Here is a 26,372-nt window from a genome sequence, read left to right on the forward strand (position 1 = left end):
TTTTACTTTTGAATAGGAGGCTATTTTATGAAACAATTTTACTTAACAAGAGAGCATGAAATCTTTCGCACGTCTCTTAGAAAATTTTTACAAAAAGAAGCGGTACCATATTACGAAGAGTGGGAAGCAAATCGGATAGTCCCAAGGGAATTCTGGCTAAAATTAGGTAATGAAGGTTTCCTTTGTCCATATATTGATGAAGAATATGGTGGTTTAAACACTGACTTTGGCTACTCCGTAATCATTATCGAAGAACTGGAAAAGGTCGGATCAAGTTTAGTTGGCGTTTCTCTTCATAATGATATTGTTGTTCCTTATATCGACGCGTATGGTAATGACCAACAAAAAAAGGAATGGCTTCCAAAATGTATTTCAGGGGAATATATAACTGCAATAGCGATGACAGAACCAGGAGCTGGATCTGACTTAGCTAATATAAAAACGACTGCCATTAAACAAGGTGATCACTATATAGTTAATGGTGAAAAAACATTTATCACAAATGGGATTCATTCGGATTTAGTTATCATTGCAGTAAAAACAGATACTTCAATTCAGCCTGCATATAAAGGAATCAGCTTACTAGTAGTCGAAAAGGATACAATTGGATTTTCAAGAGGTAAAAAATTAAATAAAGTAGGACTTCATAGTCAAGACACTGCAGAATTAATTTTCCAAGATGCAAAAGTTCCAGTTAACAAATCTTTTAGGTGAAGAAGGAAAAGGTTTTTATTATCTAATGGATAAATTACAGCAGGAACGTTTAGTTGTAGCACTAGAAGCTTTAGTTTCATCCGAAGAAATGGTGAAAGTTACTACTGAGTATGTTAAAAATAGAAAAGCATTTGGAAAGTCAATCGGACAATTTCAAAACACGCAATTTAAGCTAGTAGAGCTAGCAACTGAAATTGAAATCGGTCGGACTTTTATTGAGCGTCTTATTATGGAACATATGGAAGGTAAAGATATTGTGAAGCAAGTATCCATGGCAAAGTGGTGGATCACTGATTTAGGCAAAAAAGTTGCTTCAGAATGCCTACAATTACATGGTGGATATGGTTATATGGAAGAATACGAGATTGCTAGACGTTTTAGAGACATTCAAGTTATGTCTATTTACGCTGGAACAAATGAAATAATGAAAACGATCATCGCAAAAAATATGGGATTAAACTAAACATTACGATATAAAGGAGAAAAATGATGAGAGAAGTAGTGATTGTTGACGCACTGAGAACACCAATTGGAAAAAGAGGCGGGATCTTTAGTGAAACAAGATCCGATGATTTAGCTGCATTAGTATTGAAAGAGCTTGTAACTAGAAACGAATTTAATCAAAAAGAAATAGATGATGTAATTATGGGTTGCGTTACGCAAGTTGGCGAACAAGCTGGGGATATAGCGAGAGTCGCATCATTAGTAGCAGGTCTACCGATTGAAGTTCCAGGTGTAACGATTGATCGTCAATGTGGATCAAGTCAACAAGCGGTGCACTTTGCATCACAAGCAATTTTAAGTGGTGATATGGATATCGTCATCGCAGCTGGTGTTGAAAGTATGACTCGTGTACCGATGTTTTCTAATTTAAAAGGTTCAAATTGGAATGAAAAATTAGAAGAAAAGTTTGGTGTATTCAATCAAGGAATTTCTGCTGAAAGAATGAATGAGAAATGGAATGTAAGTCGTGAAGAACAGGATGAATTTGCTTTTAATAGTCATCAAAAAGCCTTGAAAGCACAAAATAAAGGCTATTTTGAAAGTGAAATCATTCCTGTTGATGTAAAAGATAAAGAAAATGAAATGGTTACAGTTATGAAAGATGAAGGTCCAAGAGAAAACTCTTCAGTTGAAAAACTAGGAACTTTAAAACCGGTATTCAAAGAAGATGGATCTATTACTGCTGGTAACGCGAGTCAAATTAGTGATGGCGCAGCAGGTTTATTACTTATGAGTAAAGAAAAAGCATTGGCGTTAGGGTTTAAACCTAAATTTAGAATTATTGGCAGATCTGTTGTAGGGTCAGATCCAACTTTAATGTTAACTGGACCAATACAGGCTACAAGTAAGGTGCTTCAAAAAAGTGGTTTAACAATCGATCAAATTGATCTATTTGAAATAAACGAAGCATTTGCGACAGTGCCATTAGTGTGGCAAAAGGAATTCAAAGTTCCATTTGAAAAGCTAAATATGTTTGGAGGCGCAATTGCACTAGGACATCCATTAGGTGCGAGTGGAGCAAGGGTAATGGTTACTTTATGTAATGCACTTGAAAAAACAGGTGGTAGATTTGGCCTACAAGCAATTTGTGAAGGTCACGGAATGGCAAATGCAACAATTATTGAAAGATTAGATTAATAGAATGGAGGAATTGAAATGAAAATACAAGACTGTCGAGCAATTGTGACTGGTGGAGCTTCTGGTTTAGGTGAGGCAACTGTCACAACAATTGTAGAAAATGGTGGTAAAGCTGTTATTTTTGATTTATCTGAGGAAAGAGCAAATCAGTTGATTGAAAAATTGGGTGCGGAACATGTTTTATTTGTGAAAACAGACGTCACTTCAGAGGAAAGTATTCGAGCAGCCATCGAGAAAATCCAAAGTGACTTTGGCCCAGTTAATACATTAGTAAATTGTGCAGGTATTGTAATTGGTGAAAAGGTCATCAAAAAAGAGGGAATTCATGCACTTGATTCATTTCAAAAAATCATCAATGTTAACTTAGTCGGAACATTTAATGCAATCCGATTAGTAAGTGATTATATGAACCAAAACGAGCCAAATGAATTTGGTGAAAGAGGTATTATTATTAATACAGCCTCTGTTGCAGCATTTGATGGACAAATTGGTCAGGCAGCCTACAGTGCATCAAAAGCAGGTGTTGTTGGTATGACTTTACCTATTGCTAGGGAATTAGCAAGATATGGCATAAGAGTTATGAGTATTGCACCTGGTATATTTGAAACACCAATGTTTGATGTTTTACCAGAAAAAGCAAGAGAATCATTAGGTAATATGGTTCCATTTCCTTCGCGTCTTGGTAAACCATCGGAATATGCTCATTTAGCGAAAAGTATCATTGAAAATCCAATGTTAAATGGTGAAGTAATCAGACTAGATGGTGCAATTAGAATGCAACCGAAGTAAACATTAGAAAGAAATAAAAAATCTTTGGATAATATAACCAATTTTTTCAAAAAATACTTTATATCCTGTAAAAGATTAGAGGAATTTGATGAAAAAGTTATTTAGATTTTTGAAAGTTTTATTGTTAACAATTTTTAGTTTACTAATCATATTACTGGCATTACATGAAATTGAAATGCATTTCGCAATGAAGAAAAATATAAATGCAGACAAACCAGTAAAGTATCCAATTGGTAATAGTGATTTATCAGTTTATACGAATGGTAAAAAATTTTATAGGCAATTATTTACCGATATTCAAAATGCAAAACAAGCTGTACATATATACTTTTTTTCAGTTTCCAATGATGCAATCTCTCATCAATTTTTAGATATTTTAAAAGAGAAAAGTGATGAAGGGATACCAGTTTACTATGGTGTCGATCGACTAGGTGGATTATTATTATCGAACAAAGAAAAAAAAGAATTAAAGGCACATGGTGTCCACTTTACATATTTTAATGAACCGACACTTAATTACTTTTTTTCATCATTCAATCATAGAAACCATCGTAGAATGACAATTATTGATGGTGAAATCGGTTATATTGGTGGCTTCAATATAGGGAAGAAGTATATCAGTGAAAATAAGAAACTAAAGCATTGGGAAGATGTACAGCTTCGTCTTGTTGGTAACGGTGTGAAAGGGTTGGAGGATCAATTTGTCACTGATTGGAGAAGGAACTCACCGCAAAAAATTAGCCCTATGAATATAACTTCTACAATCGGTAAAAGTGAACACCAATTCGTTTCATATACGAAACTTGGCATTCAAGATGAATATGTAAAACTATTTAAAAATGCTAAACAATCGATTACGATATTCTCACCTTACTTTATCCCAAATAATAAAGTGATTTGGGATACTTTACTCGAAGCGTCAAAAAGAGGAGTAGATGTCAAAATTTTATATTCCCATAAATCTGATGCGATCTTAGTTGAGCAAGCAGCAATAAAATATATCAGACAAGCAATCAAGCAAGGTATTCAAGTTTATGGGTATAAACCAGGCATATTTCACGGTAAGGTAATGAAAATTGATGATTCTCTACTTATGATTGGAACGACAAATTTTGATTCTCGCTCATTTCATTTAACAGATGAAATAAATTGTTATATTTATGATCAAGAATTTATTAAATCAGTTGAACCAAAACTACTAAATGAATTTAATCAATCATTCCAAATCACTGAGGCATATCTAAATAACAGATCCTGGAAAGACCGTATGAAGGAACGAATAGCGAATATAGTGGAGTTTTATTTATAAAAATGAAAATTTTATTTTGAAATGTTCTTTATATCACATAATTGAATATATAAAAATAATACTAATTGATTAATCATTTAAAATGGTTAATCTTTTTTATTTTTTAAAATTAATAAAAATTCAATTGATTTTATATTTATTCATAATTATAATGAAAAATATAAATTTAAATCAAAGGGGAAAAAAGATGAAAGTAGGTATTGTAGGTGCAAGTGGTTATAGTGGTCTTGAATTGATTCGTATACTACATATGCATCCTAATATAGAAGAATTGAATTTTTATGCATTGACAAGTAATGCTAATGACATATCTGATATTTACCCTCATTTAAAATCGATTGTGAAAGGGCCAATACAGAAATGGGTTTCAAATCAATCGATAAACGAGAATCATATCATTTTTTTAGCCACTCCACATGGCGTTAGTAGTGAAATTGTTATGAATATAAGTGATGAAAATGTGAAAATTATTGATCTTTCAGGTGATTTTCGCTTGAAAGAAGAGCAGAAATACAATAAATGGTATAAATCGAATCATCCTTGTTTTTCTAAGACATCTAATTTTACATATGGGTTGGCAGAATGGAATAAAGAAGAGATAAAAACATCAAATTTTATCGCCAATCCAGGATGTTATCCAACTGCTTCAATATTAGCAATTGCTCCTCTTTTAAAGGAAAACCTAATTGTTGAAAATTCAATTATTATTGATGCAAAATCAGGCATATCAGGGGCTGGAAAGGGTTCAAATGAAGTTACTCATTTTACAAATAGAAATGATAATTTCACAGCGTATAAAATTCATGATCATCAACACATTCCTGAAATTGAACAATTCTTATCAATGATCAATCAGAAAGAAAATTATATAACGTTCACTCCCCATTTAGCCCCAATGACTAGGGGAATAATGGCCACAGTATATTCAACTGCAAGAGAAATGATTTCTAATAAGGAATTACAAGCGTTGTATAAAGAAATGTATAAAGATTCATATTTTATTAGAATAAGAGATTCAATTCCATGTACAAAGGATGTTTATGGATCTAATTTTTGTGATATCTATCCAGCATTTGATGAGCGAACGAACAGAATAACTATAATTTCTGTTATTGATAATTTAATAAAGGGAGCGGCAGGGCAGGCGATTCAAAATATGAACATTATGCTTGGTTTACCAGAAGAAACTGGTTTAACGTTTACGCCTATATTCCCATAAGGAGCGAGTGGAATTGATAACTAAAGTGAAAAAAATTAAAAAAATTAACGGTACAATCACAACGCCAAAAGGTTTTTTTGCCTCTGGTGTTCATGCAGGATTTCGTTATAAAAGAATGGATTTAGGCGTCATATATTCTGATAAACCATCGTCAGTGGCTGCTGTATATACGCAAAATTTATTCCCAGCTGCTCCGATTTCTATTACGAAACAAAGCATTGCGTATAACAATACACTTCAAGCCGTGCTAGTGAATAGTGGTTGTGCAAATGCATGTACTGGTAAAAAAGGTGAAGATGATGCTTATCAAATGAGATTATGGTGCGCAGAACATTTTGATTTACCAGAACATTTAGTTGGGATCGCTTCAACAGGTGTAATTGGAGAATTCCTAAGTATGGAAAAAATGAATAATGGCATCAAAAAACTATCAATTGGTAATCAAACTGAAGATGGTGAAAACTTTGGTAATGCTATATTAACAACTGATACAGTCTCAAAGCATACTTGCTATGAAGTTCTTGTGAATGGGAAAACTGTTACGATTGCTGGTACGGCAAAAGGCTCTGGCATGATTCATCCAAACATGGCCACTATGCTAGGGTTTATTACGACGGACGCAACGATTAATTCAGAAGTATTACAAAGTTTATTAAAAAAAGTAACTGATAAAACGTTTAATCAAATTACAGTAGATGGCGATACGTCTACAAATGATATGGTTCTAGTTTTAGCCAATGGTGCTAGCCAACATGAACCCTTAACAGAAGATCATTCAGATTGGGAAAACTTTGAAGCAGCTTTTCAACTAGTTTGTGAGGATTTAGCGAAAAAAATTGCTAGAGATGGTGAAGGAGCAACAAAACTAATTGAGGTAAATGTAAATGGCGCATCAAACACAAAAATGGCCAATATCATTGCAAAAACAATTGTAGGATCCAATTTAGTTAAAACGGCTGTTTATGGTGAAGACGCAAATTGGGGAAGAATAATTGGTGCAATTGGTTATAGTGGACTAAAAGGGGAATATAATCAGATTGATATTTCAATAAATGGCGTAACAGTTTTATATAATAGCAAACCTGTAGCGTTTAATGAAGCTGAAGCCAAGGCGGCTTTACAATCAGAAATTGTCTATATCGATGTTCACTTACATGATGGAAATGAAAGCGGAACAGCATGGGGCTGCGACTTAACATACGATTATGTCAAAATAAACGCTAGTTATCGAACGTAAGGAGGAAGAATATGGGGATTGTTGTCATCAAACTAGGTGGGAGTTTAATACAAGGTTTATCAAATACTTTCTTTGAACATATTAATCTACTACAACGAAATGGTAAAAAAGTAATCATTGTACACGGTGGAGGTCCATTAATTAATAATTTACTATTAAAATTTTCAATTCCTGTTGAGATGGAAGACGGGCTTCGTAAAACATCAAATGAAGTTTTAGAAGTAGTTGAATATGCGTTGAATGGGAAAACAAATAAAGATTTAGTCATTATGTGTAATCAATTTAATTTATCTGCGATCGGGCTTTCAGGCTGTGACAATCTTCTTTTAGAAGCTTCATTATATGATAAAGGAAAATTAGGTTGGGTTGGAGAAGTAGAGAATGTAAATACAACTTTACTAGAATTACTACTAACAAATGATTATCTTCCTGTCATCTCTCCAATTGGTGTTGATAAGATTGGTCAAAAGTATAATATTAATGCTGACTTAGCTGCGAAAAGTATTGCAAAAGCATTAAATGCTGAAGTACTTTGCTATGTAACGAATACAAATGGCGTTTTAAATAGTGAAGGTAAAAGTATAGAAAAGATTACGAAAGATCAAGTTCAAGCCTTAATTGAAAGTAAAACAATTACTGACGGGATGATTCCGAAAGTGCAAAGTGCATTAGAAGCATTGGATGAAGTGCAATCAGTAGCGATTGTGGGAGAAAACTTTCTAAATGAAGATGGATCAATGAATGGAACTGTGTTTACAAAAGGAGTTGTTTTTAGTGAGTAATTTATTTCCAACCTACCAAAGAAAAGATATTCATTTTGTAAAAGGAAATGGTTCCTATTTAATTGATGATCAAAATAAACATTATCTAGATTTTTTAAGTGGAATTGCTGTTTGTAATTTAGGTCATTGTCACCCAAAAATAGTAAGTGCATTACATAATCAAATAGAATCACTTTGGCATGTTTCAAACATTTTTACAATCAATAAACAAGAAGAAGTAGCTAAACTACTTTGTAAATCCTTTAAAAATGCTCTAGCATTTTTTTGTAATAGCGGGACTGAAGCAAATGAAGCTGCTATTAAATTAGCACGAAAATATACAGGGAAATCCCATATCATCAGCTTTAAACAAAGCTTCCATGGAAGGACGTTCGGTTCGATGGCTGCAACTGGTCAATCAAAAATTCACGAAGGCTACGGAGAAATGTTGAATGGATTTAGTTATGTACCATTTAATGATTTAGAGGCACTTCAAGCAGAAATAACTGAAAATACAGGTGCAATCATTTTAGAAGTCATTCAAGGTGAAGGTGGTGTAATCGTTGGTGAAGAAGGCTTTTTTGAAGGCATTGCAGCTCTTTGTGAAAAGTATGAACTATTACTCATTGTTGATGAAGTACAAACCGGAATTGGCAGAACAGGGACAATGTTTGCCTATGAACAAACACCATTAAAGCCTGATATCATTACGTTAGCAAAAGGATTAGGGAATGGGATTCCAGTCGGTGCTTTAATTGGCGATAAAAAATTAGCATCTGCATTTTCATATGGGTCACACGGATCGACATTCGGTGGTAACTATTTAGCAATGACAAGTGCTTATGAGACAGTAAATATTATCAATCAAAAAGAGTTTTTGGCGACTGTAAAAGAAAAAGGTGATTATTTAAAAAATAAGTTAACTGAAATCAAAGAACAGTTTCCAATTGTAGAGGACATACGTGGAAAAGGATTAATGATTGGGATCGAATGCAATCAACTTGTTAGTCTACTTGTCGATCAGCTATTAGCGAAGGGACTAATCGTTGGAACTGCAGGACCTAACACACTAAGATTATTGCCGCCATTAACAACTTCCTACGAGGAAATAGACGAAGCAGTTTACTATCTGAAAGAAGTTATGGCACAATTTTGTATAAATAAGGAACAGGTTATATAACTAAACAGGCTTTGTAAAGGCATTTAGGCCATTGCAAGCCTTTTTTCTGTTCGTGTAAAAATATATTGAAAATTTTACCAAATTCAAACATAATGGAATAACCACTGTATTTGGAGGGATGAAAATGTATCATATTCGAGTAAGAGCTTGTGCTTTAATCATTGAAAAGGATTCAGTTTTATTAATTGAGTTTACTGACCAAGATGGGGTTCACTTTAACTTGCCTGCTGGAGGAACTGAACCAGGTGAAACTATCGTAGACGCTGTAAAAAGAGAAGCATTCGAGGAAGCTGGCGTCGAAGTTGAAGTAGGCGAGCTTGTTTTTGTATCAGAAAATGCTCCACATATGACAGGTCGAACACATGAACCCCACGGATTAAGTTTAATGTTCAGATGTTATTTGAAAGAGGGATCAAAACCTACGATGCCAATTAATCCTGACCCAAATCAATCAGGCGTGCGATGGGTTCCTTTATCTGAATTAAACGATATTGTTTTATTTCCAAATATCAAAGAATACATTATTGATTATGCAAAAGGACAATATGTTAATAATCGACTAATCGAGGAATATGCTTTAAAGGAACAACTAATTTAATAGTTTTACAATATCAAGAAGGTAAGTAGGTGACAGTATGATTGAAGTAAAGGATTTAAAGAAGCATTACCGGATTCTAAAGAGGGACCCTGGTTTAAGAGGATTCATCAAAGCTTTGTTTAAACCCGTTTATGAAATAAAAACAGCTGTAAAAGATATTAATTTCCATATTAGCGAAGGGGAAATTGTTGGCTATATTGGTTCAAACGGGGCCGGGAAATCAACAACCATTAAAATGATTAGTGGTGTGCTTACACCTGATGAAGGGTCAATCACTGTAAATGGAATTGTACCTTATAAAGATCGTATGAATAACGCTTATACAATTGGTGCAGTATTTGGTCAACGAACACAGCTATATTGGGATATTCCCGTGCAAGAGTCATTTGAGTTATTAAAACATGTTTATGAGATATCTGAACAAGATTACCAGAAAAATATCGCATTATTTAAGGAAATCTTAGATTTAGAACCGTTATTACATATTCCTGTTAGACAACTTTCTTTAGGTCAAAAAATGCGTTGTGAATTAGCGGCTGCCTTTCTACATAATCCGAAAATAGTATATCTTGATGAGCCTACTATTGGATTAGATGTTGTTGTAAAGGAAAAAATTCGTCAGTTTATTAAGGATATGAACCGTGTATATAAAACGACCATTATTTTAACGACACATGATATGCAAGATATTGAAGAATTATGTAATCGAATTATTGTGATCGATCAAGGGACAATCATGTTCGATGGTCTGTTAGAACAATTAAAAAAAGGTGTTACTTATAACCGAATGATTCAAATCGAAATTGATAAGCAACAAAATTTCCAACTACCAAGTAATTTATCAAATCATATAAAGGTAGAAAAAATTGAAGGACAACAAAATAGTTTTCTTCTAGCATTCAATAGTGCAAACGTATCCGCAACAGATATTATTCAAGAAATCATGTCACATTATACGATTCAGGATTTTACATTAACAGAACCTGGGATTGAAGCAATTGTGAAAGAGATATATGAAAGAGGTGCTAGTTCATGGTCAAATACTGGGAACTAGCGAAATCACAAATGAAGGTAGATTCTGCCTATACAGCTTGGTACTGGGCTGAAACTTGTTCGGCAATTTTAAGACTTTTAATCACTTATTATTTTTGGCTTGCAGTCTATGAAAATAATGAATCAATTAAAGGAATCGGTTTTCAGTCAATGCTAACCTATATCGTCGTAGCAATGATTATCGAACAATATGTATCGGGGTGTTGGAGATGGTCTGGCAAGACAAATAAAAGATGGAAGTATCGTTCTGGAGCTATTAAAACCATATCATATGTTAAATAAAATGATAGCATTAGATATAGGTTCAAAAATCAGTTCATTTTTCCGTGCAACATTGCCAATAATTGCAATCGCTTTCTTATTTTTATCGCTATCATTTCCTACTAATATATTAATTTATTTATACTTCATCATCAGCTTTGCACTAGGTGTATTAATAGGTGCTCAAATTGATTTAATGATTGGAATTGTTGCCTTTTGGACAGTAAATGTTTGGGGCGTCAGAGTCCTAAGGGAAGCAATTATTAAGTTCTTCTCTGGGGCATTAATTCCGTTAAGCTTATTTCCAAATTGGTTCCAAGATGTAAGTCAATTCTTGCCATTTCAGGCAATGGTATATATCCCTACGGCTATTTTTACTGGTCAAATACATGATACAAATCAAATCATATATTCAATTGGACTTCAAATTTTTTGGTTAATTAGCATGTATGCACTGCTACGATTCCTATGGTCAATTGCCATTCGTAAAATTACAATATTTGGAGGTTAGTCATGAAAAACTTTATACGATATATCAAACTATATCTCCATTATGCTAGTAAACATATAAAAGTAATGCTTGAATACCGAGTAGATTTTTTGATCGGCATGTTTTCAACGATTATCCAACAAGGAATTAGCATTATATTTTTGAAGATTATATTTAGCAATATTCAAGTATTAAAAGGGTGGACTTTTTATGAAATCCTATTTATATTTGCGATCGCATTTTTAGGGAGATCGATTCATCACATCTTTTTTGATAACTTATGGACATTAGGTTGGCAATATATACGGTCTGGTAACTTCGAAAGACTTTTACTAAGACCAGTCAATCCATTATTTCAAGTTATTTCAGAGCGGTTTCAACAAGACGGTTTTGGTCAATTTATAATTGGAATTATTATATTACTTTATTCTACTAGTCATATAGGAATAAATTGGGGGATTACTGAAATCGGTATGCTAATCCTATTTATCATTTCAAGTGGAATGATATTTGTAGCAATTAATTTATTTTTTATAACTTTTTCGTTTTGGATGGTTGATAGTTTGCCAATTGTTGTATCGGTTTTCGGATTAAGTGAATTTGCGCGTTATCCAGTAACGATCTATCATAAATCAATTACTTTAGTAATTACGTGGATCATACCATATGGATTTACAGCGTTTTATCCCGCAAATTACTTTTTAGATGCGCATGGCGTTTCCATTTTAGCAATTATTACGCCTTTGATCGCAATTATTAGTTTTGTTGTAGCATATAAGTTTTGGAATTTTGGTGTAAAACATTATGAAAGCACTGGTCATTAATCATGCATTGCATCAATCGAAAAAGGAGAACGTATGATTCAATTACCTTCAAAATTTGTCAAAGCAATTACTGATATACATAAGGAAAAAGGAGAGGAGTGGTTAGCAAATTTTGATCATTTAATTGCTCATTGTGAAGAACGATGGAAGATGAAAATTATGCCGCCTTTTGATTTATCGTATAACTTTGTTGCTCCTGTTAAAGCTGATGATGGTACAGATTTAGTTATTAAGCTTACTGTTCCAAATGAAGAATTCCTTTCTGAAGTTACTGCATTGAAGGAATTTAATGGCAAAGGAATGGTATCATTAATCGATAGCGATCTTGAAAAGGGAATACTCATTTTAGAAAGATTGATTCCAGGTGAAACTTTGGTTTCAATAAAAAATGAAGACGAAGCAGTTTTAATTGCAGCAAGTATTATGAAAAAGTTATGGAAACTAGCTCCAAAAAACAGTAATTTGCAGTCAATTATTCATCGTCAAAATAGCATAATGAGGATTTCACAGCAAAATCCAAAAGGAATCGGTCCAATTAAGATCCAAACAATTCAGGAAGCTGTAGATATATTCAAAGAGCTTGTAAATACTCAAACCGATCTTTACTTACTACATGGTGATTTACATCATTATAATATTTTACATACAAGTAAAGATACATGGTTGGCGATTGATCCAAAAGGTTTAATTGGAGAAAGAGAATACGATACAATTCAATTTTTATTAAATAACCTTGAAAACAAAGATATCCATACTGTCATCGACAAAAGAGTTAATTTACTTGTTGATCAATTGGCATTAGATAAAAAAAGACTTTTATTATGGGGATTTGCTCATGCAGTTTTATCTACTTGCTGGTTTTTGGAAGATGAGGGTACTTATAATGAACATTTTTATAAAGCAATTTTAGTATTTAAAGAGTTATACTCTAAATATTACTTGGATTGAAACAAATTAAAGATAATCACTAAATGAAAGTGTCTCATTAGTCAATTTTATGACAATGAGGCACCTTTTTTTATACTTTTGAAGATGCAAAAAACAAACCGATTTGATTTTCAAACAATAAAAATGTTATAAATATAAATAAAAATTTATTGTGAAACGATAAATTATATGGTAAATTCAAAATGAAAATAAATAAGTGAGGTGCTTTTATGAAACAAGTGTCAACGCTCTTTTTAAAGATAGCGGTCGTTCTTATTGGTATTCCAGTTCTTGCTTTATGTATATTTGTGGTGCCAGAAATCGCAAAATTTGCAGTGGAATTGTATCCAAACATGTCTTATCTCAAATATCTCGTTTTTATAGATTTGTATGTTGGCGCGATTCCTTTTTACTTTGCTCTAGTTCAAGCTTTTAAATTGTTAATTTATATTGATAAGAACAAAGCGTTCTCGGAATTATCTGTACGTGCATTAAAAAATATAAAGTCATGTGCAATCGCAATTAGTACGATCATTGCATTAGGAATGCCAATCTACTATCTCATCGCTGAGAAAGACGATGCACCAGGTATCATATTAATTGGGTTGGTCATTATATTTGCTTCTATGGTGATTGCAGTATTTGCAGCAGTTCTTCAGAGGCTTTTACAAGAAGCCATAGATATAAAATCTGAAAATGACTTAATAGTCTGAGGTGAATAATATGGCAATTATAATCAATATCGATGTGATGCTAGCAAAGAGGAAAATGAGTGTTACAGAACTTGCAGACAGAGTTGGAATTACGATGGCGAATCTTTCTATATTGAAAAACGGCAAGGCGAAAGCAATTCGGTTTTCAACTTTAGAAGCAATTTGCAAATCATTAGAATGTCAGCCCGGGGATATTTTAGAGTATCAAACTGAAGAGAATTCTGAAAATACTTAGAATTACTGCTTCTAGGATAACTTATTTTTTAAAATAGAGTGTTTATCGTTGGAACAAAAAATTAAAACGCTTGGATTATAATATTATCCAAGCGTTTCATAAGGGAAATTAATTTTTAATTTACGTCATTACGTTCTCAATTAAACCATAACCCCAAAATCCTAATAGGGATAAACAACTAGCAAGTAAGATATAAGCAATAAATATTTGCCATTTTTTACGATTACTTGTTACGTAATAAGTTTCAAGCGTTTCTTTTTCCTTTAACAAAGGTTGGATTTTATTTTTTCTTATTACATCAATTTTTTGATCAATATGACTACGCCACTCACTATCTGTATGGTCGTTTCTTATATCAACTGATCTAATTATATTGTTAATATAATGTCTTTCTTTATGAAGTTCATGTTCTAGTTTTTGCTGATCTTCAAAAATAGGAAAGAAAAAGCTGTCTTTTACGTGAATATCATATTGATAGTTAAATATTCCAAATTCAAATTGCTTAATCGTATGTTCGTAAAGCTTTATTTTTTCGTTTATCACTTTTAATGTAAATGTTTCTCTTATGCGTTTAATAAACGTTATGATGCCTAAGAAAATAATATAAAATGCGATAAAGTTAGGGTAGTAAAACACATATACAAACATCAACATAATACCAATAAACCAAAATATTGGAGGTAATACACTTAAAATTCTTCCTCCATCAAGTGGTGAAATTGGAATTAAATTAAATAGGTTCAGAATACAACCAAGCGCAATAACCAAACCAAAGAACTCATTATGTGTGTAGTGATATAAAGGAATTGCAGGAAGAATTGAAATCAGACCAAACAGTGGTCCACCAAAAGCAACATAACTTTCTGTAACAGCATCCTTTGGCATTTCCTTTAAGGAAATAACTGCACCTACGAAAGGGATAAAAAAGGCAGGGGAAGTTGGTAAACCTTTTCTTTTAGCGGCAATTAAATGCCCACCTTCATGACAAATTAACAAATATAATATCGCAAATGCAAAATACCAACCAAATGTTAATCCATAAGTAAATAGAAAGAAAATCATGCTTAAAAACGACATAAACTTAGCAGCTTTTAATAAGGGCAAAATCAGTTTTAATTTTGCACCGATAAAAGCGAGTACTATTCCAATTTTAGCAGCATTCTTTTTCGTTTTTTGACTAATAATTGGTTGTGACATACACTTCACCTTCTAACATAATAAGATATAATTTTTTTAAAATTATAATATTATATATTAAAAAATTGTTAAATTAAAAGAAAATAGGGATTCTTTCATGAAAACTAAAACTAGATTTTTAAATTACTTTTTAGTATTAATAGAATTTACTGTTCAAGAAGCACTTTCTTGTCTTTTTCCTGTACTAATATTTGCTACATTAGCAATATCAAAGCTCGTATCAATTCCATATTTACCTAGATATGATTTTATTTTTATCGTTTGCCTATTGATACAAATAGCGTTTATCATGACAAAATTTGAAACGAAAAAGGAATTTTTGATGATTTGTATTTTCCATCTAATTGGATTAATACTTGAAATCTTTAAAGTACGAATGGGATCTTGGTCGTATCCAGAGCATTCGTATCTAAAAATTATGGATGTTCCGATTTATAGTGGATTTATGTATGCAAGTGTGGGAAGTTATATTTGCCAGGCTTGGAAAAGGATGCATATTCAATTATTAAATTATCCAAACCCGATCGTCGTTTTATTATTTGGCAGCCTTATATATTTAAACTTTTTTACCCATCATTATTTTTACGATCTGAGATGGCTTTTCATTCTGATTCTACCATTTATATTTTTCAAAACGACGGTGCAATTTAAAGTGAAAACGACCATATTACGAATGCATTTAGTCCTCTCGTTTTTCTTAATAGGATTATTCATTTGGATTGCTGAAAATATAGCCACATTTTTTGGGGCATGGAAATACCCGGATCAACATGCCCATTGGCAAATCGTCCACGTTGGTAAAATTAGTTCTTGGTTTTTACTAGTCATTGTCAGTTTTATTATTGTAGCGTTTAGTCAGAAGATTACCCACAATCAGACACATGAAGTATCTAGTAGTAGGTAAAATCAAAAAATTGCATAGCCCTCTATTTAGTAGAGGGTTATTTTAATGAAATTTCTTTAAAAAAGGGTCTAATAAATGGTATGATTTACTATAAAATAAACAGTGGTATGCTAAATGTAAAACCAATCAAGGAGTAGAAATGATGAAAACAACTTCAACAGTTCAACTTGAACAATCCATCGGAAAGTTACGTAAAGTGGTAGATGTACTAAACAAGACAATTAAAGAAACTTCATCCGAACAAGTAGCAAATGAAACCATCCGACTAAAAGAGGAACTGAAAACCATCACAGATACGCTTTTACAAATTAAAAAGCGCGAAAACGAAGAATAATGAAACCTATAGAGGTACACAAAAAAGGATCTTAGTGGAAGATTCTTTTTTTCTTTTTGAACTTACGAATGAATTAGATGTTTTGACTTTACGTCAAATTCAAGAACCAGATGGTAAACAAAAATGGTTCTAACAATATAGCCATTAATCTATTTGTTATATTTACCAATGGGTTTGATTAAATGGCCATATTGTTGAACAAGGAAAGTGAAACTTTATTGTCGAAATAAGTTTAATAGATAAATGATTTGATCAATATAAAAGGAGTGAATGAAATAAGAAGGATTTGTCATCAATGCCAAACTGAAATGATAGAAGAATATAAAGTAACTGTTGAAGGTGAGTTGAACAGTATTAATATTAGAAAGAATTGACTAATAGAATCATAGAAACATTTTTGTTTTTATTGATTAGAATAGAATGTATAGGAGTATCATTATGGAAATTTCTTTGGTAAGACACGGGAAATCAATATGGACTGAAAATAAAGCAATTACCTCTAAAGAGTTTAAAGATTGGGTTCTAAAATATGATTTGACTGGCGTATTTGAAGAGGAGATATATCCGACTGAAACTATAAAAAAGATAACCACAGCTAAAGTAATCATTACAAGTGATTTAGAAAGGTCAATAAAATCAGCAGAGTTTTTAAAACCAAATTGCGTAACATATTTAGATCAGTTGTTTCGTGAAACAGAGGTACCATTTCCTAACATAAACTTCTTGGGACTAAAATTGAAACCTAGAGTTTGGGCAGTGATATTACGATGCATATGGTTGGTTGGATATTCAAGGGAATGCGAATCTCTAAGTGCTGCTAAAATTAGAGCAGAAAGGGCTTCAAAGATTTTAATTAAATTTGCACAAGAGCACAATAATATTGTTTTAATAGGACATGGATTTTTTAATATATTAATTGCGAAAGAACTTCAAAAAATAGGTTGGAAATCCAATAAAAAACCAAGCTCTAAACACTGGCAATCTAATACATATTCAATGAACAATTAAAATATAGAACTAATACCTATTATCTGCGCTTATGGGAATTTTTAAGATTTTATGTTGAAATTTGTAATAAAATACCGAATTTTAAAACTTGCTGTAAATAATTGCCATATTATAATAGTAAACATACAAAACCAAATAATTATTAAATTCGTTTAAAGTAATCGGGAAAAGTAGGGTGAAAATACTTTGGAAATATATGAACAAAAATTAGAAAAGAAGCCTAGTATTGCAATGAAAATCGTGAATTATAATGATTTGTACTTAGTCTTCTTGCTTCCTTTATTAGGTTTTATATTAGGAGAAGCATTATTTAGAGGGAGTTTAGTTGAATTTTCTAATTGGTTAATTAACAGATCAAAGGAAGGGATGCTAAATTATTTTTTACTATTTGGGATCACAAATCTATTTTACTTTTTAAATAAAAAGGCTTATGTATTTTTGGGTTTTTTAACAATTCTAATTACCTCCTTGGTTGGTTATGTAAGTGGTGTTAAGGTGGATATTAGGGGTGAACCTTTATTACCAACTGATTTTTCTCTTGGGAGAGAGGCGGCAGATATTACAAAATACTTGAATATCGAAAATCTATACATAGTCTTATCAACGTTCGGAGCATTATTATTAATTGGAATTGTGTTAACTATTATGGTAAAGAACGAAAAATATAATGTACCAAAAAGACTTGGTATAACAATATTTTCTATTATTACTTTGCTTGCGATTATATATGATAGACCTATTCCAATTACGGAAAATCTAGGAATTGAAACCATTACATGGGATCAAAAAATGCATTCAAATCAAAATGGTTATGTTTTGGGTTTTGCACTAGATGCTAGATGGTTGAATATAAAAGAACCATCTCATTATTCGAAAAATAACGTAGAAAAAATATTAAATAAATATGAAAATAATACGAATGGTCAGGTTGAAAAGAAACCTAATATTATTTTTTTACAAAGTGAAGCATTTTGGGACCCTACTCTGATGGGGAAAGAATACTTTAGTAAAGACCCAATTCCGTATTTTCATTCTCTTCAAAAAACAGCTACAAGTGGTACAATGATATCTCCAGTATATGGTGGAGGAACGGTAAACACTGAGTTTGAAGCAATAACTGGGTTATCTACTCAAATACTACCAAACGGAGCAATTGCTTTTGCACAATATGTTCATCAGCCTGTCTATTCAGTTCCAACTGTTTTAAATCAAATTGGATATAAAACTACTGGTATTCACACCTATAATTCTTGGTTCTATAGAAGGAATGAAGTGTATAAAGATCTTGGATTTAATAATTTTATTGGACAAGAGTTCTTCTTGAATCCTGAGCATCGTAGAGAATTTATTGCAGATAATGAGTTGTCTAATCGAATTGCAAAAGAAATCAAATCATCAAATAGTAAAGATTATATTTATGCGGTTTCAATGGAAAATCACGGACCATATTCTTTAGATAAAAATAATGAAAATGCAATTAAAGTTAATAAAGAATTATCTAAAGAATCAAAGGATACATTGGAAACTTATACACAAACACTTTCTGATGTTGATAAAGCTCTTAAATTACTTATAGACAAACTAAAAGAAATTGATGAACCAACAATTCTTGTCTTTTACGGAGACCACTTACCAATGTTAGGTCAAGATTTTCAAGTTTATAAAGAAATGGAATTCTATAAAGATGTATCTACATATAAGGGATATAATAAAATGCACAGTGTTCCTGCGATTGTATGGTCAAACTTCTTACCAAAACAAAAAGATTTTCGTTTAAGTGCAAATATGTTACCATCATATGTTTTAGATCTAGTAAATTTAAACAATGATAGATTCTATTCCTTTATGAGTGATATGAGACAACATGGACAAGCAGTAACTACAATCCCTTCTTTTGCGAAAAATGAAAATCAAAATCAAAAATGGATTGATAAATACAAGTTACTTCAATATGACATATTATTTGGTAGCAAATTTTTTGATAAGAATAAGCTATTAAATAAAAATGAAGACTTTTATTTTGGTTCTGAACCATTAAAAATTAATAAGGTATTACCAAGTGTTGTGTCTAAAGATTTAGACAATCAACAATTACTACTTCAGGGTGAAAACTTCAGTTCATTTACTAAAGCTTATCTTGGAGATAAAGGTCTTAAAACGACAGTGATAGATGAGAAAAACCTAAAAGTAAATATTCCTAAAGGAATTTTAAATGAGGGTAAAGTAGTCGAATTAACCTTAATAATTTCTGATTCGATGGATAAAGAGTTATTAAAATCTAATAAATTCCCACTAAAATTAGTATCGAGCAGTGACTATAAAACTACTATTGAAGCACAGTCAAAAAGTGTTGATTTAAATAAAGTTTCGTGGGAAGTTTTCTTAGAACCTGAAAAATATACAATTGTTAGAGCTAATATTGGCGAATCTGATGTTCCATATGAGTTTTCTTTGAACGGTGTAACGTTTAAAGATAAGTTTGCTGATTCAATGGATAAAGAAGGATTATCTGATCTTTATCCAAATGGGTATCTTTACGTAAGTATTAACAAAGATAAACTTTTTCAGAATGGCACAAATTTAACACCTGATAGACTACAAGAATTTTTCAAAGTCAATAATGCGACATTAAAACTTCTAAAATAAGCTAATTTCAGGCTGATGAAAGCCATCTTGATGTTATCTTTTAGTTATGATATTTGAGAAATTAGTGTTTAAGAGAAATGGAATAATTTAATAATTCAAAAAAAGATTTACTTTTCAGAGATTTTTAAAAAGATGAAAATTGTATTTGAAGGTCTGTTTTCACAGACCTTTTTTTGTATAGTACTATAAAATTTAAAAGTTAAATGAGAGCGAGCTTTTTATTTAAAAGCGAAATAATGATTTTACATAGCCTTATTCTGATTTAAGTAATTTTGTCTCAATTAGTCGTATCAAATTTTGAATGTCCTGCTTAGTTGCAGGCTGTGAGAATGACTTCAATTTATATCCAATTTGCCCATTCGCTTCTAATGACGCCCAAGCTACATCGTCAATTGAGGTTATACCTAACTGGTGTAAACGCATTTTTAGATTATCTGTCGTGATACGAGCCTTCTTCATATTTTCTATATTTAAGATCCCATCTTCAATAACGATAATTGGTTTGCCATTTAGTAATAATCCTATTGAATTGAATTTTAATTTAAGAAACTGAAACACAAATACTGTAAGGATAAGTATAGAAGCAACACCAAAACTTGTCCAAATACCCTTATTTTCAATTGGACGACTTAGTAATGGACCAATTGTACTCATTAAAACAAGTTCTGAAACCGTCAATTTAGAAATAGAGCTTCTTCCAGCTATTCTTAATAAAAGTGTTCCCATGATAATAATTAGCACTGCTTTACAAACAATGTCAAGTTGCATATAATCATCCTTTTTAACTTAATTTTCCAAAGTGATTACTAAATATTCATTAATATTGACAGGGTGAGGGTAGTATTTGTTTTCTAGTATTAAGACAATTAGTAGGAACAAGAAGGGATAATGCTAGAACAGAATTAACTGATGAATATGTAGAAATAGATCTTAAAACTGCATTATTGGCGGGCATTATCCTATGGTGGAATAAGAATGGTCTTCAATATAGTTCAGAATATATTAATAATCAGATTTATCTAATGTACAGAGTACAATAATCCTATAATTTTATTGTGGCTCTTTTAAATATTAGATAGGTTAAGCTGATGTCATGATTATCAGTGGGACTCACTATGTACTGAAATTTATTCAAAAGCCCGAATTGGTAGAAAAATTGAACAAGGAATTAATAAATGAATAAAGAATCTAAAATATAAAAGTAAAAATTAAAAATGGAAATTTCTTGTGGTACCAATTGGGTTAAACGAAATTCTAAATAGCATTAGAAGTATTGAACAGTATCAAATTTTGTTTATTTTTCTAACAAAGTGGCAACTAGTCTAAATGAAGTTGTCTTGATTGATAGAAATCATTCATATTATAAAAAAATCCTCTGTTAAAGAGGATTTTTCTTTTGCAATCTAATCTATATTATTCAGGGAAAGTTAACATATAGTTAGACTTTAAATTCTTATTACTTTCGGTCATCACGATCTCTTCTTCTTAATCCTAATAATCCAGCTAATCCTAATAATCCAATCCAACCCCAATCAGTATCGTCATCATCGTCAACATTAGCAGGATTAGTAACAGGTGTTGGGTTGTATCGGTTATTCATATTATTGTTTGAGTATCTATCGCTGTCTGCTGAAGCATTATTAGTTAAAAATGATAGCGATAATAATAAAGATAAGAAACCTAAACATAACTTTTTCATTTATTTCACCACCTTTTATGTAGAGTCAATGCAATTATATTTTTAGATATTTGTTTAAAATAATTCATGGCAAAATAATCCAATAGCTTAACGATTAAGTATAATTCGCATATTTTGTTAAATAATAGAATTAGTACCTATTCCAACAAAGGAGAATAGTATGAATCTAATAACGAAGGGAAGTCAGATTTTAATGGGCATTTTAAGTGGTAATCCTCAAGATGAGCCTTTACATTATGGAGAAGTATTTGGATTATGGACCGCGTTATCAGTTGCAAAAGGAGCACTTGATGGGTATCAAGTCTATATAAACCATACTGGTGATCAGGAATTAAAAGCTTTTTTAAAACAAGTAATTGAAACATCAATTAAGCCATCAATCAAAGAACTAGAAGAAGTATTATTACATAATGATATTGCGGTTCCTCCAACTCCAGCAGAACGACCAGAAGCTGATCTAGAACAAATTCCTGTTGGCGCAAGATTTCAAGATGCTCAAATAGCATATATGGTAGCTGCTGACATTGCAGCCGGTGTTGTAGCAAGTAGTCAAGGGATGAGTCAATCAATTCGTGAAGATGTTGGTTTATTATATGGACAAATGGGCGCCAAAAAAGCCAAGGATGGTGCAGTACTATTACAAATGATGAAAAATAAAGGCTGGCTAGTTCCACCACCACTTCATCATGAAACCAAACAACAATAAAACTAATAAAGTCCACTGAATAATCAGTGGACTTTATTAGTTGCTTCCCCTCTGAAATTCTAGATTAAAATTTAAAAGAGGAAGTTAGCAAGTTCGTTAGCTGTACAACATGATCGACTATAATGTCGATTTTTTTGCGTTAAATTCTAGTTTAGTTTAAGAAGGACTAAACATCGGCACATCCAGCCGCTTATTGCAACTTCGAGTTCCGTTACCTTAGAACCACAATATTTTTAAACACCACTCACCTAAAGAATCGGACAAACATAAAATGAGTAGACAAGCAATATTTATTTTGCATTCAACAAACAGTAAATTAAAACGAGACGAAGAAATAATTTTTGAGACAACGCTTGTAAATAATGCTACAAACAACTTAATGACATAATAAGAAACAGTCTACGCCAATTAAATGTAGTTGAAGGCAAGCAATACTCGGAATTAATTATTCATAGGGGGAATTAAATGAAAATTACGATTGATCCAGGGCATGGAGGGAGCGATTCGGGAGCAGCTGCGAACGGATTAAAGGAAAAAGATATTGTCTTAAATGTAGCAAAGAAACTAAAGTCTATCCTAATGAACGACTATGAAAATGTAAGTATACAAATGACAAGAGACTCAGACGTTTTTGTTGAATTAAATAAAAGAGCGGACTTAGCTAATGATTGGGGTGCAAATTATTTTGTTTCAATTCATGTAAATGCAGGTGGAGGACATGGTTTCGAAAGTTATATTTACAATGGGAATGTCTCAAGCAATACGATTAATTATCGCTCAATCATTCATGATGAAATTACTTCACAGCTAGGATTTTATGACCGAGGAAAGAAGGAAGCTAATTTTGCGGTACTTAGAGAAACAAATATGCCCGCAATCTTACTTGAAAATTTATTCATTGATAACAAAGAAGATGCGAATTGGTTAAAAAGTGATGAGAATTTAAAAAGATTATCGATCGCAACAGCGGAAGGCATTGCAAAAGCATTGAAATTAAAAAAGAAAACATCAACAGACACAAAAACAGGTTATTATCAAGTGGTTACAGGCTCATTTGAAGAAAAAGCAAATGCGGAAAAAAGAGTAGAGGAATTAAAAAAAGCAGGTTTCGATTCTTTCATAGAGTATCAAAAAAAATAAGTAGAAATAAGTAGTTTATAAGAAGAATCACAATGAGATAATTATATTATACAAAGCCGCTCTTCACTAATATAAGCGTTAGAGCGCCTTTGATTTATCGTTGTTGCTATTAATGATAAACATAACATGAACACAATTTAAGCAATACTTCAATTAAGAAGGAAGTAAGTCTATTTAATTGAATTGGTGTTATAAAAAGAATCATAAAAATGTGGGAATTAAGTAAATCCAAGTGACTCCAAATTTATTTTTTCTCCATTTTCGTCACAAATAAAATAATAGTTTAAAAGGTTTTATTCAAGTTGTATCACGTCATATATTCTACTATGAATATAAATACCATGAGGATGTGTTTAGTTTGAATCCTATTAAATTACTTAAACCAGTTTCTAATCGATGGACGGTTTTAATATCATTTGCTTCACTAGCTGGAATTAGTCAAATGCTTTGGCTGAATTTTGCCCCTTTAATATCTTATTTAAAGTCTCATTACAATGTATCGGAAACAGATATTAATTGGCTCCTAACTGTGTTTCCTCTTATTTATATATTACTCTCAATCCATTCAGGCAAAGTAATTGATCGTAAGGGATATAGGTACAGTATATTAATTGGTGGAATCTTTATGTCAGTTTTTGCATGTCTACGAGTTTTCGATTCTAGTTTTTCAATTTTACTAATAGGACAAATCGGTATTGCGATTGGACAGCCTTACATACTAAATGCGATTTCGAGATTAGTTGTTGATTGGTTTCCTAAAAATCAACAAGCTACTGCAACAGGGGTAGGGACTGTAGGAATGTTTATTGGAATGGCATTCGCATTAGCGACTACACCTTATTTAGTAAATCACTTTGGATTTCAACAATCATTAATCATTATGGCATTTCTTACAATCATTTCAACACTTTTTTTCTTCTTTGTTGGCAGTCCAAATCAAACTCCAGTACAAGAAACTGATATCATTCCTAGTTTTCGTAACCAATTCACATTGTTTAAAAATAAGCAGTTCATTCTACTAAATATCATCTCATTTTTGGGTTTAGGTGTTTTTAATGGATTAACCTCTTGGATTGAACAAATTTTAAAACCATATGGTGTTTCTTCTGAACAAGCTGGTTTAGTAGGTGGTTCATTAATTATTGGTGGAATCATCGGATCGATTATTATACCAATACTCTCAGATCTAGTTGGTAAGAGAAAACCGTTCATATTATGTACAATCATTTTCCCATTACTTCTAACTTATCCTATTTGTACAAGAGGTCATTTACCGATCCTTCTGATACTTGGTAGTATGCTAGGATTCTTTTTCTTACCTGCTTTTCCATTATTACTTTCAGTTACAGAAGAGCTAGTAGGTGAAAGACAATCTGGAGCAGCGACAAGTCTTTTATTAATGGCCGGGAATCTTGGTGCAGTTATTGTCATTGCGGCAATGCAAATTGTGAAAGGGGATCACTCTACTTGGATTCATTCAGTTTATTTCGTTTTGATACTGCTTTTCATTTGTTGTGTCCTTACAATTTACTTAAAAGAAAAACCGATTATATTTGATGAACAATATAATCGTGAAATATAGAAAAGGATAAAAAAATGAATCTCTACCTCATATCCATCTAAGATAAAGCAATTAAAAATTTTTATGTTATCAAAAAGGAAGTCATTCCGCTCGAAAAATATGGTAAAATTTGGTTAAAACCTACAAAGATGCGATTTTGAATTATTCTCGGAGGTACTTAGTTTGAAAAAAACATATTTAATAGTGATTGCAGTATCAGTTCTTGCTATATTTTTATTCGGTTTTCAATATGGAAAAAGAATTTATGAAAAACCTACTAGAGAGATAACGGTAGGAATAAACAAGTCAAATAAAAACAGGAATGTGATAGAGTTTAAACAGGTGAAATTGGACAATCAATCGACAATTGATAAATTGGAATTAATCTTTTTGTTCAGTAATGATATTGATAAACCAAGTAATGATTTAGGCAATTACGATGTTCAATTATCGTTCAAGAATGGTAAGAAAAGTGTTAGTTCATATAGTTTTAATATTTGGTTCACAAAAGAAGGAGATTCAATCATTCAAATGAACGGAATAAACAGGCAGCAGTATAGAAGTTTGGATAAAAATAATACAAATTCATTAAAAGAGATCATAAAATATAAAAATTAATTATTTATTTTCATTCATGTTTTAGGGAGGTGTAAGTTGCAAAAGGCAATTGTAGTTTATTTATTCCGAAAAAAAGAATCACTTAAATGAGATAAATCAACTTCTTCAAGAGGGATGGAAAGTATTATCTCAGTGTAATGGTGGATCGCTACCCATGATATATTCACTTGTTATAGTAGAGAAAAATTAGGGGACTCTATTAATCTAACAAGAAAAAAAACGAATCTCTAATGAATAGTATTAAGAAAAATAACTAAACGAGGTCAAAAAATATGTATCTATTTTTATTTATTATCCTTTTTACAATTATAGGATATTTACTAATATGGTTACCTCCAGCAATTGGTGGAGGTATTGCTTTTGGGATTTTTATAGGTCTATTAAGTAGAGGCGTATATTATTTATATAATATTAATAAGAGAATCTCCAAAGCGTTACCTACAGAAAAAGAATTAGAGCTTGAGGATTTCATGAAAGAGATAAAGAAATATTAGAATGAAAACTAAAGAGTGAGTTTGATTAAGAAAGGACTACAAAAATGTAGTCCTTTCTTATATTTACAGTACAAATTTACGATTGGTTTTACAGAAGTATAACAAAAATCACAA

Annotated in this window: 27 protein-coding genes and 1 pseudogene; 25 read left to right on the plus strand and 3 right to left on the minus strand. The window is 31.6% G+C overall.

The features are described 5' to 3' along the window. Positions 1–27: 27 nt before the first annotated feature. The 16 genes and pseudogenes from ABID96_RS09145 (at position 28) to ABID96_RS09220 (ending at position 13,951) form a co-directional block, all read left to right on the plus strand. Positions 28–1,177: pseudogene (locus ABID96_RS09145) on the plus strand (acyl-CoA dehydrogenase family protein). A gap of 26 nt (positions 1,178–1,203) precedes the next feature. After that, complete coding sequence (locus ABID96_RS09150) at positions 1,204–2,355, plus strand: thiolase family protein (RefSeq protein ID WP_192601733.1); 1,152 nt, start codon at positions 1,204–1,206, stop codon at positions 2,353–2,355. An 18-nt stretch (positions 2,356–2,373) separates the two neighbouring features. Further along, complete coding sequence (locus tag ABID96_RS09155; protein WP_192601734.1) at positions 2,374–3,144, plus strand: 3-hydroxyacyl-CoA dehydrogenase; 771 nt, start codon at positions 2,374–2,376, stop codon at positions 3,142–3,144. A gap of 88 nt (positions 3,145–3,232) precedes the next feature. Further along, on the plus strand, positions 3,233–4,453 hold the full coding sequence (locus ABID96_RS09160; protein ID WP_377896816.1) for a phospholipase D-like domain-containing protein: 1,221 nt from the start codon (positions 3,233–3,235) through the stop codon (positions 4,451–4,453). A gap of 187 nt (positions 4,454–4,640) precedes the next feature. Continuing rightward, positions 4,641–5,672 (plus strand): N-acetyl-gamma-glutamyl-phosphate reductase, encoded by a 1,032-nt coding sequence (gene argC / locus ABID96_RS09165; protein WP_192601735.1) that lies wholly within the window; start codon positions 4,641–4,643, stop codon positions 5,670–5,672. A 13-nt stretch (positions 5,673–5,685) separates the two neighbouring features. Further along, positions 5,686–6,909 (plus strand): bifunctional ornithine acetyltransferase/N-acetylglutamate synthase, encoded by a 1,224-nt coding sequence (gene argJ / locus ABID96_RS09170; RefSeq protein WP_377896817.1) that lies wholly within the window; start codon positions 5,686–5,688, stop codon positions 6,907–6,909. Between the two features lie 11 nt (positions 6,910–6,920). Beyond that, positions 6,921–7,691, plus strand: a complete 771-nt coding sequence (gene argB, locus ABID96_RS09175) for an acetylglutamate kinase (RefSeq protein WP_192601736.1) — start codon at positions 6,921–6,923, stop codon at positions 7,689–7,691. After that, positions 7,651–8,850: an acetylornithine transaminase gene (locus ABID96_RS09180; RefSeq protein WP_192601737.1), complete on the plus strand. Its 1,200-nt coding sequence runs from the start codon at positions 7,651–7,653 to the stop codon at positions 8,848–8,850. Before argB ends, ABID96_RS09180 begins: the two co-directional genes overlap by 41 nt. Before the next feature lie 124 nt (positions 8,851–8,974). Next, complete coding sequence (locus ABID96_RS09185) at positions 8,975–9,448, plus strand: NUDIX domain-containing protein (RefSeq protein ID WP_192601738.1); 474 nt, start codon at positions 8,975–8,977, stop codon at positions 9,446–9,448. Positions 9,449–9,485: 37 nt separating this feature from the next. Next, positions 9,486–10,502 (plus strand): ABC transporter ATP-binding protein, encoded by a 1,017-nt coding sequence (locus ABID96_RS09190; protein WP_192601739.1) that lies wholly within the window; start codon positions 9,486–9,488, stop codon positions 10,500–10,502. Beyond that, complete coding sequence (locus tag ABID96_RS09195) at positions 10,481–10,783, plus strand: hypothetical protein (RefSeq protein ID WP_377896818.1); 303 nt, start codon at positions 10,481–10,483, stop codon at positions 10,781–10,783. Before ABID96_RS09190 ends, ABID96_RS09195 begins: the two co-directional genes overlap by 22 nt. After that, positions 10,773–11,273 (plus strand): ABC transporter permease, encoded by a 501-nt coding sequence (locus ABID96_RS09200; protein ID WP_377897053.1) that lies wholly within the window; start codon positions 10,773–10,775, stop codon positions 11,271–11,273. Before ABID96_RS09195 ends, ABID96_RS09200 begins: the two co-directional genes overlap by 11 nt. Before the next feature lie 2 nt (positions 11,274–11,275). Then, positions 11,276–12,076, plus strand: a complete 801-nt coding sequence (locus ABID96_RS09205) for an ABC transporter permease (RefSeq protein ID WP_192601741.1) — start codon at positions 11,276–11,278, stop codon at positions 12,074–12,076. Positions 12,077–12,109: 33 nt separating this feature from the next. Then, positions 12,110–13,024 (plus strand): aminoglycoside phosphotransferase family protein, encoded by a 915-nt coding sequence (locus ABID96_RS09210; RefSeq protein ID WP_192601742.1) that lies wholly within the window; start codon positions 12,110–12,112, stop codon positions 13,022–13,024. Between the two features lie 209 nt (positions 13,025–13,233). After that, complete coding sequence (locus ABID96_RS09215) at positions 13,234–13,716, plus strand: DUF2975 domain-containing protein (protein ID WP_087998155.1); 483 nt, start codon at positions 13,234–13,236, stop codon at positions 13,714–13,716. Between the two features lie 10 nt (positions 13,717–13,726). Beyond that, a complete protein-coding gene (locus tag ABID96_RS09220; RefSeq protein ID WP_192601743.1) occupies positions 13,727–13,951 on the plus strand; it encodes a helix-turn-helix domain-containing protein in 225 nt (74 codons plus the stop codon). A gap of 120 nt (positions 13,952–14,071) precedes the next feature. Here ABID96_RS09220 and ABID96_RS09225 read toward each other — a convergent pair whose 3' ends face one another. Further along, positions 14,072–15,148 carry a site-2 protease family protein gene (locus ABID96_RS09225; protein ID WP_192601744.1) on the minus strand — a complete coding sequence of 359 codons (1,077 nt, stop codon included), beginning with the start codon at positions 15,146–15,148 and terminating at the stop codon, positions 14,072–14,074. Positions 15,149–15,245: 97 nt separating this feature from the next. On the opposite strand from ABID96_RS09225, the gene ABID96_RS09230 reads away from it, so the two are divergent. From ABID96_RS09230 to ABID96_RS09245, 4 genes are all read left to right on the plus strand, one after another. Beyond that, positions 15,246–16,052 (plus strand): DUF817 domain-containing protein, encoded by an 807-nt coding sequence (locus ABID96_RS09230; RefSeq protein WP_192601745.1) that lies wholly within the window; start codon positions 15,246–15,248, stop codon positions 16,050–16,052. 142 nt (positions 16,053–16,194) lie between these two features. Next, entirely contained in the window at positions 16,195–16,386 is a 192-nt protein-coding gene (locus ABID96_RS09235) for a hypothetical protein (RefSeq protein WP_192601746.1), read from the plus strand. 438 nt (positions 16,387–16,824) lie between these two features. Further along, positions 16,825–17,394, plus strand: coding sequence for a histidine phosphatase family protein (locus ABID96_RS09240; RefSeq protein WP_192601747.1), 570 nt, complete (start codon positions 16,825–16,827; stop codon positions 17,392–17,394). Between the two features lie 186 nt (positions 17,395–17,580). Continuing rightward, positions 17,581–20,040, plus strand: coding sequence for an LTA synthase family protein (locus tag ABID96_RS09245; protein WP_192601748.1), 2,460 nt, complete (start codon positions 17,581–17,583; stop codon positions 20,038–20,040). Between the two features lie 252 nt (positions 20,041–20,292). On the opposite strand, the gene ABID96_RS09250 is transcribed toward ABID96_RS09245, so the two are convergent. Continuing rightward, positions 20,293–20,808: a DUF421 domain-containing protein gene (locus ABID96_RS09250; RefSeq protein ID WP_192601749.1), complete on the minus strand. Its 516-nt coding sequence runs from the start codon at positions 20,806–20,808 to the stop codon at positions 20,293–20,295. Positions 20,809–21,496: 688 nt separating this feature from the next. Then, entirely contained in the window at positions 21,497–21,739 is a 243-nt protein-coding gene (locus ABID96_RS09255; protein ID WP_192601750.1) for a WGxxGxxG family protein, read from the minus strand. Between the two features lie 193 nt (positions 21,740–21,932). Here ABID96_RS09255 and ABID96_RS09260 point away from each other — a divergent pair, with 193 nt between their 5' ends. From ABID96_RS09260 to ABID96_RS09280, 5 genes are all read left to right on the plus strand, one after another. Continuing rightward, positions 21,933–22,445: a DUF3231 family protein gene (locus ABID96_RS09260; RefSeq protein ID WP_192602064.1), complete on the plus strand. Its 513-nt coding sequence runs from the start codon at positions 21,933–21,935 to the stop codon at positions 22,443–22,445. A gap of 465 nt (positions 22,446–22,910) precedes the next feature. After that, on the plus strand, positions 22,911–23,585 hold the full coding sequence (locus ABID96_RS09265) for an N-acetylmuramoyl-L-alanine amidase (protein ID WP_192601751.1): 675 nt from the start codon (positions 22,911–22,913) through the stop codon (positions 23,583–23,585). A 358-nt stretch (positions 23,586–23,943) separates the two neighbouring features. Then, entirely contained in the window at positions 23,944–25,167 is a 1,224-nt protein-coding gene (locus ABID96_RS09270) for an MFS transporter (protein ID WP_192601752.1), read from the plus strand. 162 nt (positions 25,168–25,329) lie between these two features. Next, the gene (locus ABID96_RS09275; RefSeq protein ID WP_192601753.1) at positions 25,330–25,764 is read left to right on the plus strand and encodes a hypothetical protein; all 435 of its coding nucleotides are present in this window, start codon (positions 25,330–25,332) and stop codon (positions 25,762–25,764) included. Positions 25,765–26,036: 272 nt separating this feature from the next. Next, the gene (locus tag ABID96_RS09280) at positions 26,037–26,258 is read left to right on the plus strand and encodes a hypothetical protein (protein ID WP_192601754.1); all 222 of its coding nucleotides are present in this window, start codon (positions 26,037–26,039) and stop codon (positions 26,256–26,258) included. Positions 26,259–26,372: the final 114 nt, after the last annotated feature.

The organism is Gottfriedia sp. OAE603 (assembly GCF_040543965.1).
Classification (GTDB): Bacteria; Bacillota; Bacilli; order Bacillales; family Bacillaceae_G; genus Gottfriedia; species Gottfriedia solisilvae.

What these genes read in the sequence shown, in the direction of transcription:
- ABID96_RS09150 (WP_192601733.1), top strand. Translation starts at nt 1,204, where the DNA reads ATGAGAGAAGTAGTGATTGTTGACGCACTGAGAACACCAATTGGAAAA.
- ABID96_RS09155 (WP_192601734.1), top strand. Translation starts at nt 2,374, where the DNA reads ATGAAAATACAAGACTGTCGAGCAATTGTGACTGGTGGAGCTTCTGGT.
- ABID96_RS09160 (WP_377896816.1), top strand. Translation starts at nt 3,233, where the DNA reads ATGAAAAAGTTATTTAGATTTTTGAAAGTTTTATTGTTAACAATTTTT.
- argC (WP_192601735.1), top strand. Translation starts at nt 4,641, where the DNA reads ATGAAAGTAGGTATTGTAGGTGCAAGTGGTTATAGTGGTCTTGAATTG.
- argB (WP_192601736.1), top strand. Translation starts at nt 6,921, where the DNA reads ATGGGGATTGTTGTCATCAAACTAGGTGGGAGTTTAATACAAGGTTTA.
- ABID96_RS09180 (WP_192601737.1), top strand. Translation starts at nt 7,651, where the DNA reads ATGGAACTGTGTTTACAAAAGGAGTTGTTTTTAGTGAGTAATTTATTT.
- ABID96_RS09185 (WP_192601738.1), top strand. Translation starts at nt 8,975, where the DNA reads ATGTATCATATTCGAGTAAGAGCTTGTGCTTTAATCATTGAAAAGGAT.
- ABID96_RS09190 (WP_192601739.1), top strand. Translation starts at nt 9,486, where the DNA reads ATGATTGAAGTAAAGGATTTAAAGAAGCATTACCGGATTCTAAAGAGG.
- ABID96_RS09195 (WP_377896818.1), top strand. Translation starts at nt 10,481, where the DNA reads ATGGTCAAATACTGGGAACTAGCGAAATCACAAATGAAGGTAGATTCT.
- ABID96_RS09200 (WP_377897053.1), top strand. Translation starts at nt 10,773, where the DNA reads ATGTTAAATAAAATGATAGCATTAGATATAGGTTCAAAAATCAGTTCA.
- ABID96_RS09205 (WP_192601741.1), top strand. Translation starts at nt 11,276, where the DNA reads ATGAAAAACTTTATACGATATATCAAACTATATCTCCATTATGCTAGT.
- ABID96_RS09210 (WP_192601742.1), top strand. Translation starts at nt 12,110, where the DNA reads ATGATTCAATTACCTTCAAAATTTGTCAAAGCAATTACTGATATACAT.
- ABID96_RS09215 (WP_087998155.1), top strand. Translation starts at nt 13,234, where the DNA reads ATGAAACAAGTGTCAACGCTCTTTTTAAAGATAGCGGTCGTTCTTATT.
- ABID96_RS09220 (WP_192601743.1), top strand. Translation starts at nt 13,727, where the DNA reads ATGGCAATTATAATCAATATCGATGTGATGCTAGCAAAGAGGAAAATG.
- ABID96_RS09225 (WP_192601744.1), bottom strand. Translation starts at nt 15,148, where the DNA reads ATGTCACAACCAATTATTAGTCAAAAAACGAAAAAGAATGCTGCTAAA.
- ABID96_RS09230 (WP_192601745.1), top strand. Translation starts at nt 15,246, where the DNA reads ATGAAAACTAAAACTAGATTTTTAAATTACTTTTTAGTATTAATAGAA.
- ABID96_RS09235 (WP_192601746.1), top strand. Translation starts at nt 16,195, where the DNA reads ATGAAAACAACTTCAACAGTTCAACTTGAACAATCCATCGGAAAGTTA.
- ABID96_RS09240 (WP_192601747.1), top strand. Translation starts at nt 16,825, where the DNA reads ATGGAAATTTCTTTGGTAAGACACGGGAAATCAATATGGACTGAAAAT.
- ABID96_RS09250 (WP_192601749.1), bottom strand. Translation starts at nt 20,808, where the DNA reads ATGCAACTTGACATTGTTTGTAAAGCAGTGCTAATTATTATCATGGGA.
- ABID96_RS09255 (WP_192601750.1), bottom strand. Translation starts at nt 21,739, where the DNA reads ATGAAAAAGTTATGTTTAGGTTTCTTATCTTTATTATTATCGCTATCA.
- ABID96_RS09260 (WP_192602064.1), top strand. Translation starts at nt 21,933, where the DNA reads ATGGGCATTTTAAGTGGTAATCCTCAAGATGAGCCTTTACATTATGGA.
- ABID96_RS09265 (WP_192601751.1), top strand. Translation starts at nt 22,911, where the DNA reads ATGAAAATTACGATTGATCCAGGGCATGGAGGGAGCGATTCGGGAGCA.
- ABID96_RS09280 (WP_192601754.1), top strand. Translation starts at nt 26,037, where the DNA reads ATGTATCTATTTTTATTTATTATCCTTTTTACAATTATAGGATATTTA.